This is a genomic window from Nocardia sp. NPDC052254, assembly GCF_040679495.1.
Classification (GTDB): domain Bacteria; phylum Actinomycetota; class Actinomycetes; order Mycobacteriales; family Mycobacteriaceae; genus Nocardia.
This window is the reverse complement of sequence record NZ_JBFAUW010000011.1, coordinates 186,676-201,251: the sequence shown is the minus strand read 5'-3', so window position 1 is coordinate 201,251 and position 14,576 is coordinate 186,676. Positions and strand designations below refer to the sequence as shown.

The window sequence follows — 14,576 nt, the reverse complement described above, 5'->3', positions numbered from 1 at the left end:
ACACGCCTGGAACGCGCTGCCGCCTCTACACACTTGCCGCGGGGCACGGTGAACTCACTCACTGGTTGCTCCTGATAGTCGCGCTTGCTCTCGGCTTTCGAGAGCCCGGTCAATCACCCGGAGCACCCCACCGCAACTGGAGGGTTGCCGGCCAGCGAGCCGGGGCTTGGCGCTGGCACTCATGACCTGACGTGGATGTTAACAATCGGCCCCGGTGGACGCGAGAGTTGGGCTCGCCCGATTCCGCGCGGACAACCGGGTCGATCGCCCCGGTGCGAGATGGTCGGTGTGACGTGCGACTCCCTCAATGGGGCGGCCCCTGTCATTGAGACCCAGCGCACCAGTACGCTTGTCTTGTTTAGCACCAGGCGTCTCGTGGACAACGCGGGGCGTATACGTTGTCTGTTGAACAGCTGGGGTCCGCTCACAAGCGTGCTCGCCTGGCCGTGCAATGGGAGCACACCTTCCTTAGGAGGACACGAAGATCCATGTCCAAGATCAAGGTTGAAGGGACCGTCGTCGAACTCGACGGCGACGAGATGACCCGGATCATCTGGCAGTTCATCAAGGACAAGCTGATCCATCCGTACCTCGATGTGAACCTCGAGTACTACGACCTGGGCATCGAATACCGCGACAAGACCGACGACCAGGTCACCGTCGATGCGGCCAATGCCATCAAGAAACACGGTGTCGGCGTCAAATGCGCCACCATCACCCCCGACGAGGCTCGGGTCGAGGAGTTCAATCTCAAGAAGATGTGGCGTTCGCCGAACGGCACGATTCGTAACATCCTCGGCGGCACCATCTTCCGCGCCCCGATCATCATCTCCAATGTGCCGCGCCTGGTGCCGGGCTGGACCAAGCCGATCATCATCGGCCGTCACGCCTTCGGTGACCAGTACCGCGCCACGGACTTCAAGGTGCATCAGGCCGGCACCGTCACGATCCAGTTCACCCCGGAGGACGGCTCCGAGCCGATCGTCCACGAAGTGGTGAAGATGCCCGAGGACGGCGGCGTCGTCATGGGTATGTACAACTTCAAGAAGTCCATCGAGGACTTCGCGCGGGCCTCGCTGAACTACGGCCTGCAGCAGAACTACCCGGTCTACATGTCGACCAAGAACACCATCCTGAAGGCCTACGACGGCATGTTCAAGGATACGTTCCAGGAAGTCTTCGAGACCGAGTTCAAGCAGGAGTTCGAGGCCGCCGGTCTCACCTACGAGCACCGTCTGATCGACGACATGGTCGCCTCCGCCCTGAAGTGGGAGGGCGGCTACGTCTGGGCCTGCAAGAACTACGACGGCGACGTGCAGTCCGACACCGTGGCGCAGGGCTTCGGCTCGCTGGGCCTGATGACCTCGGTGCTGCTCACCCCGGACGGCCGCACCTGTGAGGCCGAGGCCGCACACGGCACGGTGACCCGTCACTTCCGCCAGCACCAGCAGGGCAAGCCCACCTCCACGAACCCGATCGCCTCGATCTTCGCGTGGAGCCGTGGTATCGCCCATCGCGGCAAGCTGGACAACACCCCCGAGGTCATCGGTTTCGCGCAGACCCTCGAGGATGTCGTCATCAAGACCGTCGAGAGCGGCCAGATGACCAAGGACCTGGCGCTGCTGGTCGGCGGCAACCAGGGCTATCTGACCACCGAGGAATTCCTCGGCGTTCTCGACGCCAACCTGGCGCGCGAACTGGGCTAGGCACCGATCCGCCGGGCTCACGGCCGGACGGTAGATATCCGGGCACCCGCCCCCACCGATCACGGTGGTGCGGGTGCCCGAATTGTTTCCGTGCACCGACGGGCTGTCGCCGGTGCGCGCGCCGGGCAGCATCTCCTCCGGAAACCGTTCGCCGTGTGATGTTTCCGACACCGTCCTCGTCGGCGGGGCCGCAGGTCGAGAACCCTTGTTCCGCAATGCGTCCGGTGGTTGGACGCGCTCGGGTGCGTCGCGGTGAGTCGGATCACCCCGCGCACGGGTAAGGGCGCGGCACCCACCCGCGTTGGCCACACCCATGGCCGACCCAACTTCCGTGTGCACCGAGCCCGACGACGCCGTCGACCACGCCCTCGGTCCGGTACCGGTATCCGAGGATTCGCGCAGCGCGACGTCGTCCGCTCGCCGGATCGGCGCCGGCATCGGCACGGATCGGGAACCGCCCGCGCGGCGTACGGGCTGGAACATCCCCGCGATGCTGGCCCTGGCGCTCGGCGGTTTCGGAATCGGCACGACCGAGTTCGTCACCATGGGCCTGCTGCCCGACATCGCCACGGATTTCGGTGTCACGGAGCCGGCCGCCGGCCATGCGGTTTCGGCGTATGCGCTCGGTGTCGTGGTCGGCGCACCGCTGATCGCGGCGCTGTGTGCCCGGATTCCGCGCAAGCGCTTGCTGATCGCGCTGATGATCGCGTTCACCGTCGGCAATATCGCCTCGGTGCTGGCGCCGGTCTTTTCCACCCTCGTCGCGGCCCGGTTCGTCGCGGGTCTGCCGCACGGCGCCTTCTTCGGTGTCGCCTCGCTGGCGGCGGCCTCGCTGGCGCCGGTGGGACAGCGAGCCAAGGCCGTGGCGGCGGTGATGCTGGGCCTGAGCGTGGCCAATGTGGTCGGCGTCCCCGCTGCGACCTGGCTGGGTCAGGCGCTCGGCTGGCGCGACGCCTATGTGGTCGTCGCGGTGATCGGACTGGCGACGGTGGCCGCCATCGCCCGGTACGTGCCCGATCTGACCGGTATCCGGATGACCGACCCGCGCACCGAACTGACCGCCTTGCGCCGCCCGCAGGTCCTGCTGACCCTGCTCGTCGGCGCGGTCGGGTTCGGCGGCATGTTCGCGGTGTACACCTACATCACCTCGACCCTCACCGATGTGGCCGGAATGTCGCAGGGGTTCGTACCGCTCGTGCTGGCGCTGTTCGGGCTCGGCATGGTTGCCGGCAACATCGTCGGTGGTGTCCTGGCCGATCGTGGCGTCGATCTCTCGATCTTCGCCGCCCTCGTCGCGATGGTGGTGATCCTCGCCGGATTCGTCGCCGCGGCACACAATCCGGTCACCGCCGCAGCGGGCGCCTTCCTGGTCGGTGCGTCCGGAGCGGCCATCGCGCCGGGACTGCAGACCCGGCTGATGGATGTCGCCCACGATGCGCAGACCCTGGCCGCCGCCCTCAACCACGCCGCCCTGAACATCGCGAACGCGGCGGGCGCCTGGCTGGGCGGGATCGTCATCGCCGCGGGGCTGGGTTACACAGCGCCCGCGGTGGTCGGCGCGGGCCTCGCGGTCGCGGGTGTCGTGCTGTTCACCGTGACCGTGTGGGCGGCGCGCCGGGTGAGCGGCACACCGGCACGGTGGTAATCGACGGGATCCGCTGTGTCGCCACGTGCGATAAGTGGTCCTGACGTCGAACTATCATGACGCCGTGCCGCAAACCATGCTGGCGGGATCATGAGTTCTCGCGAGGATTCCCACTCCGAGTTCGATACCGACTTCGGCGGCCGGTATCGAGCCACGCCCTCGATCGTGCACCGGCTGCCCGCGGCCTTCCCGTCGGCCCTGCTCGGTTCCGGGCGGCCGCTGACATTGCGTGGTTCCGGCCATTCCTGTGCCGGGCAGACCGTCACCGACGGTGAGCTCCTGGTCACCTATTCGCCCGATACCGCGATCGAGCAGATTCGAGACCTCGGCGAGGGATTGTTCGAGGTGCCCGCCGGGGCGAGCTGGCACGGCGTCGAGCAGTATCTGAATCGGCGGGGGCGGGCCCTGCCGGTTCTCCCCAACCATCTGCACATGTCGGTGGGCGGCACCCTGTCGGTGGGCGGCGCGGGGGCGGGGTCGGTGCGTCTCGGCCTGCAGGTCGACCAGGTGGAGCGGATTCAGCTGATCGACGGAATCGGGGCCAGCCGCTGGTGTTCCCGGACCGAACATGCGGAGCTGTTCCGATTCGCGCTGGGCGGACTGGGTACGGTGGGCCTGATCGAGCGAGTGGTGTTACGCACGATGGCCCACGAACGCCGGACCCATCTGCATCGAGCCGAGCACCCCACTCTCGCTGCGCTCGCGGCCGACATCGAACAGGTCGCCCGGACCGGCGATGCCGATTGCTATTGGGCCATGGCCCAATCCGGCCGGATCTGGTCGGTCACCGGATGGTGGGGCGCCCAGGGACCGGGGCGCTGCGATGACACCGACTGCACCGTCGCCATCGATCTCCCGATGCAGGGGAGCCATCCGGGCAAGGCTGATTCGAGGCGGCCGAACGATCCGGTGAACATGTGGGCCGACTATGTCGTGCCCGTCGAACACTGCGCGCCGATGCTCGCCGCAGTTGCCGGGCCACGTGACCGCCCCCTGATCGGCAATTCCGCAACCGTGCTCTACGCCTTGATCATTCGGCGGAGCCCGGATGCGGTCCCGTTCGCCTTCGCCCCCGTCGGCCCGGCTCCCGTATCGGTCGGTATCGGTATATACGCCCGCGTCGAACCGGACCCGAAGACCGTCGCCGAAACCGGTGAGATATTCGAGAACCTACTGCGACGCTGTGTAGAGCTGGGCGGACGGCCGTATCTGTACGGCGTCGGCGAGCTCGATCATTCGGATGCGTTGCGGCTCTACGGTGGCGACCTGGATCGGCTGGCAGAACTGCGTGCCTCGTTACGGCTCGAACATGTCAATACGCATCTGCCGCTCGTGCGGCTGTCGGGACGGATCCGAGGCCGCGCACCGGGAGATGCCTACCAGGAGGGTGCTCCGTAGACATTGAGTTTATCGATCCCATAGTCCGGCGAAAATCCCAGTCCCACTGCCGAATAGCGCCACATCGCACCGCAGGCTTGCGCGGCCTGCGCCATCGCGTCGACCGCATGGGTGGTGCCGTGGTGACGTGACGCGAGTTCACGAATCAATCCGGTGTGATCGTCGCGCCGTCCTGCCATCACCGTGACCGTGTAGGAGGGGCTGCCACCGTCGCGGCGGTTACAGCAGACGAAGTAGTCGTAGTTGTGCAGGTGGGCCGCATTGGTACCGCACCGAACCAGTTCGGCGAGGGGCTCCCACGCGGCCTCGCCGAAATAACGAATCAGCTTCATCGGCACCGCCGCATCCCTGGCACTCGCGCGCAGGTAGATCTTGTGTTTCCACCCTCCCTGCGCGTCCACTTCCAATGCGATTCCGGCGCAGCGTAAAAGCCGCTCGTCCAGAGGGACCGGGCTCAACTCTCGAAAGTCCGGCCATCGTCGGCTCGCGATCTCGATGGCATCGTGTATTGCACCGGAATTGCAGTACACCTTGAGACCGGCGAGATGATCCGGCTGCGCGGGATGATGCACGATTCCGAGCCAGAGTGCCGGGCGGCGTGACGGCTCGATGCTCCCCGGGGCGGGGTAGAGAGTGGCGATGAATGAATGCAGTTGTTCGGTCACCGACTCATTGCCGCCCGGTAGCCACGTGACGAGTTCCGCGACAGCGGCCAGAAATGCCTCGAACCGAACGGTGAAAGTGGGCTCCCAGGTCGTGGTTTCGGTGACGTAGCGAATTACCGGGGCACAGCGTCCCCGGCCGCCTGTCAGGCTGGCTTCGAACGGAGTTCCGGACAGCGTGAGTCCGCTGGATCGACGTCCGTCCGGTCCGGCGGCATCCAGGCGGCCACCGCAGGCCCGCTCCAGTACTGATCGCAGTGATTCCGGCGTGGAGCCGGAACCGACCTGCTCCGCCAAGCCGATCAGGAAGTCTCCCGCCGATCGGGCCGCCGCCGTCGTCACGTCCGCTGCACGTTGGTGTCCGCCGGCCGAGCGCCTGTCGCCGGCGGCGCGGAAATCGCGGCTATCGTTTGAGGCTGGGCCTGCCCGGACCCATTGGTATCGCCCACGGCGTCGGGGCGGAAGAAGCCTTGGAAACCGCCGAATTCCTTCGGGTCGCCGAAGGGCAAATTGTTCATATCGAGCGGATGGTTGTCATCCATCGCTGGCAGCTGGTGCATCTGCCCGTCGACAACCAGGTACTTGTGGTCGGCGCCTTCGTCGACCACGATGGCGCTGTGGTTGTCCCATCTGGCGATGTCGCCGGTGTGCAGATTGGTGAAGTCCCCGATCGGGGTGAGGTTTCCGAGGTTGTTGCCGTAGGAGCGGATGGCATCGCAGCCATTCGGATTGTTCATCTCTTTGTTCACCGCATCGGCCACAGCCGCCGAGACCGGCTGCGTACCACTGCGATCCGGTAGTTGCATGTCGACCATGCTGTGCGCCGTTTGCACGGGCACGCCGGGGGAGGAGGTGTTCGCGACTGCGGGATTGACCGATATGCCCGGCACCTGACTTGCCGCAGAGCCGATCTGCTGTGCGGTGGTGCCCGCCGCGGTCGTCCCGGGATTCGAGCCCGAGAGCCCGGGAATCCCCTGTTGCCCGGCACCGGAGTTGCCGAAGTTCTGACCGAGCTGTGCGTACGGACTGTTCTGACCCGTCAGCATGGAGCCGAGTCCGGAATTGTTCATCATCGAGCCCAATCCGGTGTTCGCGAACGGATTCATCGGCGCGACAGCCGGAGTCGTTTGGGTGCCGCCGCTACCGGCCGCGACCTGCTCGGAGCCGGTCTGCTCGGAGCCGGTCTGTTCGGAACCGGTGCTGTCGCCTGTCTCGTCTCCGGTCCCATCCTCGCCGGTGTCGGAATCCGAGAGGCCCAGATCATCGGTGCCGCCGGTGGTATCGGTCCCATCAGCGGCGGGATCCTGCGGATCGGTGAGATCGTCCGGGAATACATCGCTCCAGTCGTCGTCGCTGGCAGGGGTGTCCGTGGTATTCGCCGGGGTCGCAGGCGTTGTGGGTGTGGCCGCCGGAGTTGCCGGTGCGGGTGTCGACGGTGCGGGAGTGGCTGGTGCGGCGGGGGTGGCGGGCGCTTTCGGTTTCGCCGGCTTGTCGTCGTCATCATCGACCTTGGATCCGTAGCCCTGAAACACGGCAGCTGCTTTATCGAATTCCTTCGTGAACTCGTCGGTGTACTTTTTTACCTCGTGAATATAGAAAAGCTCGGCAGCCCTTGTGAGCGTGAAATTCCCGTCAGGTGAGGAGCGTGAGTAGATGGTGTCCCCGTCGTGGATGCCTCCATCTTTCGCTTCCCCAGGGGCCTTTTTCCCCCAGTCGGCCTTTATGTTGTTGCCATCTTGTTTCGTGGTTCCGTAGTCGAACTCCAGTGCTGATTTCAGGTCGGCGAGGGTTTTTTTCAGGGCATTCAATGTATCGCTGTTCTTTAAGCCGGCCTCCTTCGCGGTGGAATCGACACCATCATTCTTTTCCTTGTATTTCTCGATCCTCTTATCCGAAGCGTCTATGTAGTCCTTCTGTTTGTTGATGACGTTCGACCAGCCATCTGGTGTATCCACCTTGGTGTCGTCCAGAATGGGATTGACAACCGGATCCTCTGGCTTCCCTCTGCCCAATGAATCGAAAGAATTCTGCAACATCGATTCGCAGTCTTTTATCATCTTGAACAAGAGTCCTTTTCGATCGGTACCCTTGGGGATGGGGAGTCTGGCATCCACGAAGTGCTTGACGATATCCGAGCTGGGGTCCATTCCGTATGTGTCGAATTTCGGCTTGGCCTTCTCCTTCTCGGACTTCTGGTCATTCTTGACCTTCATTGCGGCTTTGAAGTCGTCATTGGCCAGAGCGGTTGCCAGATCTTTGTATTTAGGGTCTTTTCGGAGGTCGTAATTCTTGTCCTTGTCCGAGGGGTTGTCGGAGAAGGAATGCTGGGCAAGATCTGTTCTTTCTTCTTTGGAGAGCCCGTGCCACGCCTGCCCGAATTCTTCGGGGGTCAGGCCGTTGAGCTCATCCAGGGCGATCTTGGCCTGATGCTCCTGGTAGTAATCGTCCGCCCAACTCTTGTCGTGGAGCTCGCCGATCCTTTTGACGGCCCCATCGACCTTGTTCTGGTCCGGTTCACCCATCAGAAGCTCCTCTGTTCACTGTGGAGCCTCGGGCTCTCCGGAACGCTCGTATATTCGGCCGGCCGGATGCCGGCAGCAGTCTTGCTCGCGGCTGCCATGTCCAGTGCCTGTGTCATGGCTCGAAGCTGCGGGTGCTCGCTGACCTGGTCAAAGGTGTAGAGAATTTCGCGGAGCAGTTGTCGATCGGCGCGCCCGGTGGTCAGTAGTGAGACCAGCTCGTCGGCTCGCCGCTCGAGTGCTCGAGCGCGTTCGATGTGGGCGCCCGATGAAGCGAGTGTGACGCTGTCCCGGGCCCTTTCGGGGATGCTGGTCCCCGGAGGCGCGCCGACCGGGGCGAAGACGGACGCACCGACCGCATCGGAGGTGTGCCGTTCCTTGCCGAGGACACTGCGCACCCCGATCGCTCCGTTTCCTCCGTTTCGCAGGTATTCCATGGCCTGATGCCGCCGCGCGCGCTGTGCGAGAACCTCCGGATCGGATCCGGGGACAGCCTTCCGGACCAGGTCATCGCCTGTCTGCGTCAGCTGCAGGCATATCGCTCGAATTTCGGAGTCGAGCACTTCGGCCGCGCGCTGCTGGGCGGCGGGCGAACCGGCCATGTCCAGCCGGTCGACCAGCCCGGCCCCTGGCCGGGACAGGTCGACGGAGGATTCCTCGGCCGCGACCCGTTCTGCGACGGCGACTCGGTCTCCCAGCATGGCACGCACGTCATCACCCACGGTTGCCGACGACGCGACAGCGCTGAGCTCGCCCGGGAGGTCCCGGCAGACGTAGCGGCCGAATTCGGCGAGGATACGGGCCGGGTCGGCGTCACCTTCGAGAGTGGCCATGTCCTGCCGGTCATCGGTGCTCAGCAGGGAGTCCCACTGCCATGGAATCAGGACCTCCGTAGGCAGGAACAATCCCGGGGGCAACCAGCCGCGTCCTTCGGTGGAGGTCAGCGCGATGACGACACCGATTTCGGTGCGCAACACCGTGGTCGCCCATTCCACTCCCGGCGCCGAATCACCCACTGCGAAGAGCGCCGCGCTCAGCAATGCCCGCGCCAGTGTCAGATCGTCGTCGATGTCGCCGCCGACAACCAAAGGCGGTAGAGCCGGTCTCGATCGTTCGGCGTTCCCGGCAGAAGCCAGCAACGGGCCGCTCGGAATTGGCGCCGGGGGCCGGGGTGCAGGCCCCGGGCCGGGGAGTATCGGCCCGGTCGGCGGAACTGAACTGTCGATGGAGGGGTCGGGTGGGGCGCCAGTTCGATGATCGGCAGCAGTGTCCGCATCCAGCAGCATGGCCGGTATGGGCTGGTCGTCGGTGGTGTGGGTGGTATGTAGGAGCGGCGTCGGAGGGGCGGTATCCGGCTCAGGTGGCGGCATTGCGGGCAGAGTGCCGGCGGGCGCAGCGATATTCGGTGTGGTGGGTGGTATGGGTCCGACTCCGCCGTCCTGGTGGCCGTCGGCAGGTGGCGGACCTGTCTGTTCGCCGGAAGCCGGGGACGGGGCGGGAGCATCGGGACTCTCTGGCGTGGCCGTCGGCGACCGCCTCGGTGAATCCTCGTGGTCCGCAGGCTTTTTCGGCATATCATCGTGTCGTGTGGGTCCGCCGACCACCGGCTCCGGGGTGCTTGGTTGGAACGACCGCCCGACGCGGGACTGTCCGGAATGATCAGTGTGCTCGAGCCGGTCCGCGAATGACAGCAGCTGATCCCGGGCGTCCTCGGCCTCCTTGGCCTCTCGCTCGGCTTTGTCGTGGCGCCTGTTGTAGTAGTCCGTCAAGGCGCCGTGCAACGGATCGGCGATGGTGCCGTAGCCGGAAGGGAAAGCCTTCAGCCAATCCTCCGGGATCGTTCCCCACTTCCGGAGGGCCTTGGCGTATTCATCGAATTGCCGGGCGGATGCGCGCAGTCTGCCTGCGTCGGCATCTATGTAACTTGTCATCGTCGGCCATTCCTCCCGCCACCCATCCGGCTCTCATTCCTCGGCATTTCCGGAGCCAGGTGGGCCGGAGCGTCCCATCTCCGCCCGCCACGTCCGCGCCAACTCCGCGAGTGGCGTGGCATCGTAATTTTCACCCATGATGGCGTACTGACGTGCGGCGTCCACAGTGCTCTCCCGCACTGCCGCCATGATCTCCGCGACGAGTTCGGCATTGTCGAATCGATCGCAGGTTCCGGGCGCGAGATACAGATCTGTCAGCCGTCCGTAGACATCGACTTCGGGGATCACCAACCCGCTGGGTGAGGGGCGGCGGGCGACCAGACTTTCGGCACGCTCGAGGATGTCAGCGAGTCGGTTGCGCAGTTCCTGCCCCATCGCCAGCGTCACACGCACATCGGGGTGAAGTTCTCTCATCAATCCTCACGCTGTTCGGTGTACGCGACGGCTGCCGGTTCGCGAACCATCCGGGCCCGCGGCGCCGAGCTCGCACGGCTCGTCACCGACTGGTCGATGCCCAGTGTCTCAACACCGGTCGATGTCCCGCTGTGGCGTAATTTCCCAGTGCGGGGAAGTGCTTGCGTGTTGCTGTCGAGGTATCACCGCCTGGCTACCGCTCGCCCCCACGCAGATGGGTGTCGAAGAATGCGAAGACCCGCCGCCAGGCATCTTCCGCCGCACCCTGCTGGTAACCGAAGCCGGTGACCCGCAGGATCGGTGTGAGCGGACCGGCTTTCCAGTGATTGGCGAAGCCGTGGCCGACGCCGGGATAGGTCTTCACGTCATGGGGAATGCCGTTGTGCGACAGCGCCGCGGCGAGTGTGTCGCCGGCGCCGATGAGTGCGGGGTCGCGTCGGCCGAAGCTCCCGACCACGGGGCAGCTCTCGCGGAGCGCCTCCTCCGGATTCTTCGGCAGTTCGCCGTAGAACGGGGCCGAGGCGTCGAATCCGTCCGTCGCGGTCGCGAGGGCGAAACCGCCGCCGATGCAGAAGCCCACGACGCCGACGCGTGCGGTGCAGTCCGGCTGGCTCTTCAGATGTTCGCGGGACGCGGTGATCCGGTCGAACGCGGTGCCCTGCCCGCGGTGGAAGTCGCGGAACAGGCTCACCAGGCATCGGGGCCCGCTGCCGTCGGCCAATCGTGGTGCCGCGGCCAGATATCCGGCCGCGGCGATGTTCCGGGTGATCTCGCGAAGATCGTCACTCATACCGAGGACATCGTGGACGACGACCACTCCGGGCCAGGGGCCCGTGCCTTCGGGTCGGACGATCTCGGCATCGATGACGCCGTGCGGTGTATCGATACGGGTCTGGCTCACCGTGCTCTCCTCGACATCGGCGGGGGTGGAGCGGCCGACCTTCCCGGGCAGGCGCGGCGGTGCGCTCCACTGATCGATTCGATGTCGATTGTGCTGCTTCGTTCGGGGTTTCGCTCGGTTCGCCGAGTAGGTCGTCGCAATCGCGGCGCCTCCCGCCACTGCTGCGATCGGCGTGGTTGAGTGATCCGGGGCGCGGCAGAACTCGACCGGGAGGTCCGATGGATCCGCAGTCACAGAATCACAGCGGCGACAAACGGCGGCGGCGGGCGGCACTGGCCAGCGCGACTCGCATCGTGCTGACAACGATCGTGCTGGTCGCGGCGTATTTTCTGCTGCCCTTCCAACATCTGGACACACTCGGCCCGATCCTCGGTCTGCTCGCCGGTCTGGTGCTGGTGGTCGTGCTCATCGTCTGGCAGACCAAGCGCATCCTCGCGGCCGACTATCCGGCCCTGCGTGGTATCGAGGCGCTGGCGGTGATCTCGGTGGCCTTCATCCTCTTGTTCGCCACGACCTATGTGCTCACCTCGGCGGTCGCGCCGGACAGTTTCACCACACCGCTGACCCGAGTCGATGCCCTCTACTTCACGGTGACCGTGCTGGGTACGGTCGGATTCGGCGATATCGCGGCGGCCTCGCAGGGTGCGCGAATCATCGTGACGGTGCAGATCCTGGCCGATATCGCACTCATCGGGGCCGGTGTGCGGGTGGTGGTGGCGGCGATACAGCGCGGCCGGGCGGCGCGAGCGCCCGAGTGAGTTTCATGCACCTGTGTATGTAAGTGTAGGATTTCCGGAATGGCCAGATCTGTCGTCGGTAAGGCGCCGCGGCGCACACAGGAGCAGCGCAGCACCGAGATGCGAGCGCGCCTGCTCGACGCGACGATCGAATGCCTGGTCGAATACGGTTACGCCGGCACCACCACGCCGCGGGTGGCCGAGCGGGCGGGGGTCACCAGGGGAGCGCAGGTGCACCATTTCGGCTCCAAGACCGATCTGGTCGTGGCCGCCATCTCGCATCTGGCTCAACGGCGTACCGAGGCCGCGATGAGGGAACTGGGCCGCCTGCGGGTGGGGGACGATCCGATCGGCACGACCCTGGACGCGGTGTGGGATCTGCATCAGGGCCCGCTGTTCATCGCCGCGATGGAACTGTGGGTGGCCGGGCGCACCGATCCGGTCCTGGCCGCCGAGGCGGAGAAGGTCGAGCCGTTCGTCAACAACGCCGTCCTGATGGCGGTGTCGCAGCTGGTGCCGGATGAGATGCGGCGCAAGGAAGTTCGCGATTTCGCTTACACCGCGATGGATACCCTGCGCGGGATTCTGGTGTCGAACTTCGTCTCCCCGGACCCCGATCGGGCACACCGGCGCTGGCGGCGGGCATCGGCGCAACTGCGGCTGGCGGCCCAGGCGGCGCTTCCGGGGCTGGGCATCGCCGAGCGCTCCTGAATCCGTCGTCTCTCCGAGATGGGCGCAACGCTCCGCCCGGTTGTGAGCGGAGTGCGCGGTCGCCCTCGCTACACCTCGCCGTGTACGTATCGGTACACGCCGCTGAACTGGGTGTCTGCCGAAGGTCGTGCTCACTTTCCGCCGGACCCTTGCGCATTTACATACAGCTTCGTATGTTTGTTTCCAGTCCGGTCGGACGGATCGGTCACAACCGCTCGGTGCCGTGAGGCGGTGCGGATGGGAGGAGTTCGATGGCGAACAAGGTCTATGTCGTCGGTGTGGGAATGACGAAGTTCGAGAAGCCGGGCCGCCGCCAGGTCACCGAGGCCGACGGCACGACGCGGGCGTGGGACTACCCGGACATGGCCCGCGAGTCCGGTACCAACGCGCTCGCCGACGCGGGTATCGACTATCGCGAGATCCAGCAGGCGTATGTGGGTTATGTCTACGGGGAGTCCACCTCCGGGCAGCGCGCGATCTACGAGCTGGGCATGACCGGTATTCCCGTGGTCAACGTGAACAACAACTGCTCCACCGGTTCGACCGCGTTGTATCTTGCGGCGCAAGCGATTCGGGGCGGGCTCGCGGACTGCACGCTGGCGCTGGGTTTCGAGAAGATGCAACCGGGCTCGCTGGGTTCCACCTGGGACGACCGCGAACAGCCGATGGCCAGGCACATGATGGCGCTCGCCGAGATCTCCGAGGTGCTGTTCCCGCCCGCACCCTGGATGTTCGGCGCAGCGGGCCGCGAGCACATGAAGCAATTCGGCACCACCGCGGAGCATTTCGCGAAGATCGGCTACAAGAACCACAAGCATTCGGTGCACAATCCGTATTCGCAGTTCCAGGACGCGTATTCGCTCGACGACATCCTGTCCGCGCGAATGATCTACGACCCGCTCACCAAACTGCAGTGCTCACCGACCTCGGACGGCTCCGGCGCGGTGATCCTGGCCTCGGAGGACTTCGTGGATCGGCACGGTCTGTCCGCCCGCGCGGTCGAGATCGTCGGCCAGGCGATGACCACCGATTTCGCCTCGACATTCGACGGCACCGCCAAGAACCTCATCGGCTACGACATGAATGTGCAAGCCGCGCAACAGGTGTACGGGCAGTCCGGTCTGGGCCCACAGGATTTCCAGGTCATCGAGTTGCACGACTGCTTCTCCGCCAACGAACTGCTGCTCTACGAGGCGCTGGGCCTGTGCGCAGCGGGTGAGGCGGGCAACCTCATCGACGGCGATCAGACCACCTACGGCGGAAAATGGGTGGTCAACCCGTCGGGCGGCCTGATCTCCAAGGGACATCCACTGGGCGCCACCGGACTGGCGCAGTGCAGTGAGCTGACCTGGCAGTTGCGCGGTGCGGCCGACAAACGCCAGGTCGCGGGTGTCACCGCCGCGTTGCAGCACAACATCGGCCTCGGCGGCGCGGCCGTCGTCACCGCCTATCAGCGCGCCGATCGCTGAATTCCGTTTCATCCCAACAGAGCTCGACGAGGAGTATCAGCATGGGGCACATCGAAGCAACGAAGAATCTGGCCGCCACCCCCGATGCGCTGTGGCAGGTGGTGTCGGATCCGCAGACCTGGGACAAGTGGTTCACCATCCACGAACGCTGGATGGAGGAACCGCCCGCCACGCTGACCGCCGGCTCGAAACTGGTCGCCAAGATCATGATGCTGGGCATGGCGAACAAGATGGAATGGGTGGTCGAGGAGGTGAATTCGCCGAACAGCCTGGTCCTCAGCGGTTCCGGTATGGCGGGGGTGAAGGTGCGGTTCTCCTTCGACATCACCCCGAACGACGCCGGTACCACCTTCTCGGTCTCCGGTGATTTCGAGGGCGCGCTCATCAAGGGAGCACTCGGCAAGGCGGTCGAGAAGGACGGTGCCGACCAGCTCGACAAGACTCTGGGCCGGCTCGACGCGCTCGCGACCGCCTGAACCGGCG

12 protein-coding genes and 1 riboswitch are annotated in these 14,576 nt (G+C 65.3%); of the genes, 7 read left to right on the top strand and 5 right to left on the bottom strand.

The features are described from left to right. Nucleotides 1–75: 75 nt before the first annotated feature. Nucleotides 76–187, bottom strand: a riboswitch (SAM riboswitch). 301 nt (nucleotides 188–488) lie between these two features. From AB0L57_RS25615 to AB0L57_RS25605, 3 genes are all read left to right on the top strand, one after another. After that, nucleotides 489–1,706: an NADP-dependent isocitrate dehydrogenase gene (locus tag AB0L57_RS25615; protein ID WP_364966989.1), complete on the top strand. Its 1,218-nt coding sequence runs from the start codon at nucleotides 489–491 to the stop codon at nucleotides 1,704–1,706. Between the two features lie 490 nt (nucleotides 1,707–2,196). After that, complete coding sequence (locus AB0L57_RS25610) at nucleotides 2,197–3,351, top strand: MFS transporter (protein ID WP_364967066.1); 1,155 nt, start codon at nucleotides 2,197–2,199, stop codon at nucleotides 3,349–3,351. A 90-nt stretch (nucleotides 3,352–3,441) separates the two neighbouring features. After that, nucleotides 3,442–4,749 (top strand): FAD-binding protein, encoded by a 1,308-nt coding sequence (locus AB0L57_RS25605; RefSeq protein ID WP_364966986.1) that lies wholly within the window; start codon nucleotides 3,442–3,444, stop codon nucleotides 4,747–4,749. Here the strand turns inward: AB0L57_RS25605 and AB0L57_RS25600 are convergent. The 5 genes from AB0L57_RS25600 to AB0L57_RS25580 all read right to left on the bottom strand — a co-directional run bounded on the left by AB0L57_RS25600 (nucleotide 4,728) and on the right by AB0L57_RS25580 (nucleotide 11,176). Next, nucleotides 4,728–5,753, bottom strand: coding sequence for a hypothetical protein (locus AB0L57_RS25600; RefSeq protein WP_364966984.1), 1,026 nt, complete (start codon nucleotides 5,751–5,753; stop codon nucleotides 4,728–4,730). The genes AB0L57_RS25605 and AB0L57_RS25600 overlap by 22 nt on opposite strands. Next, the gene (locus tag AB0L57_RS25595; RefSeq protein WP_364966981.1) at nucleotides 5,750–7,933 is read right to left on the bottom strand and encodes a hypothetical protein; all 2,184 of its coding nucleotides are present in this window, start codon (nucleotides 7,931–7,933) and stop codon (nucleotides 5,750–5,752) included. Before AB0L57_RS25595 ends, AB0L57_RS25600 begins: the two co-directional genes overlap by 4 nt. Beyond that, nucleotides 7,933–9,018 (bottom strand): hypothetical protein, encoded by a 1,086-nt coding sequence (locus AB0L57_RS25590; RefSeq protein WP_364966979.1) that lies wholly within the window; start codon nucleotides 9,016–9,018, stop codon nucleotides 7,933–7,935. The genes AB0L57_RS25595 and AB0L57_RS25590 overlap by 1 nt, the downstream gene beginning before the upstream one ends. Before the next feature lie 876 nt (nucleotides 9,019–9,894). Next, nucleotides 9,895–10,275 carry a hypothetical protein gene (locus AB0L57_RS25585; RefSeq protein ID WP_364966976.1) on the bottom strand — a complete coding sequence of 127 codons (381 nt, stop codon included), beginning with the start codon at nucleotides 10,273–10,275 and terminating at the stop codon, nucleotides 9,895–9,897. Nucleotides 10,276–10,468: 193 nt separating this feature from the next. Beyond that, a complete protein-coding gene (locus tag AB0L57_RS25580; protein ID WP_364966973.1) occupies nucleotides 10,469–11,176 on the bottom strand; it encodes a dienelactone hydrolase family protein in 708 nt (235 codons plus the stop codon). Between the two features lie 218 nt (nucleotides 11,177–11,394). Here AB0L57_RS25580 and AB0L57_RS25575 point away from each other — a divergent pair, with 218 nt between their 5' ends. The 4 genes from AB0L57_RS25575 to AB0L57_RS25560 all read left to right on the top strand — a co-directional run bounded on the left by AB0L57_RS25575 (nucleotide 11,395) and on the right by AB0L57_RS25560 (nucleotide 14,569). Next, nucleotides 11,395–11,934 carry a potassium channel family protein gene (locus tag AB0L57_RS25575; protein ID WP_364966970.1) on the top strand — a complete coding sequence of 180 codons (540 nt, stop codon included), beginning with the start codon at nucleotides 11,395–11,397 and terminating at the stop codon, nucleotides 11,932–11,934. Nucleotides 11,935–11,973: 39 nt separating this feature from the next. Then, complete coding sequence (locus AB0L57_RS25570; protein WP_364966967.1) at nucleotides 11,974–12,624, top strand: helix-turn-helix domain-containing protein; 651 nt, start codon at nucleotides 11,974–11,976, stop codon at nucleotides 12,622–12,624. 251 nt (nucleotides 12,625–12,875) lie between these two features. Continuing rightward, the gene (locus AB0L57_RS25565; RefSeq protein ID WP_364966964.1) at nucleotides 12,876–14,093 is read left to right on the top strand and encodes a lipid-transfer protein; all 1,218 of its coding nucleotides are present in this window, start codon (nucleotides 12,876–12,878) and stop codon (nucleotides 14,091–14,093) included. A 41-nt stretch (nucleotides 14,094–14,134) separates the two neighbouring features. Beyond that, nucleotides 14,135–14,569, top strand: coding sequence for an SRPBCC family protein (locus AB0L57_RS25560; protein ID WP_364966962.1), 435 nt, complete (start codon nucleotides 14,135–14,137; stop codon nucleotides 14,567–14,569). Nucleotides 14,570–14,576: the final 7 nt, after the last annotated feature.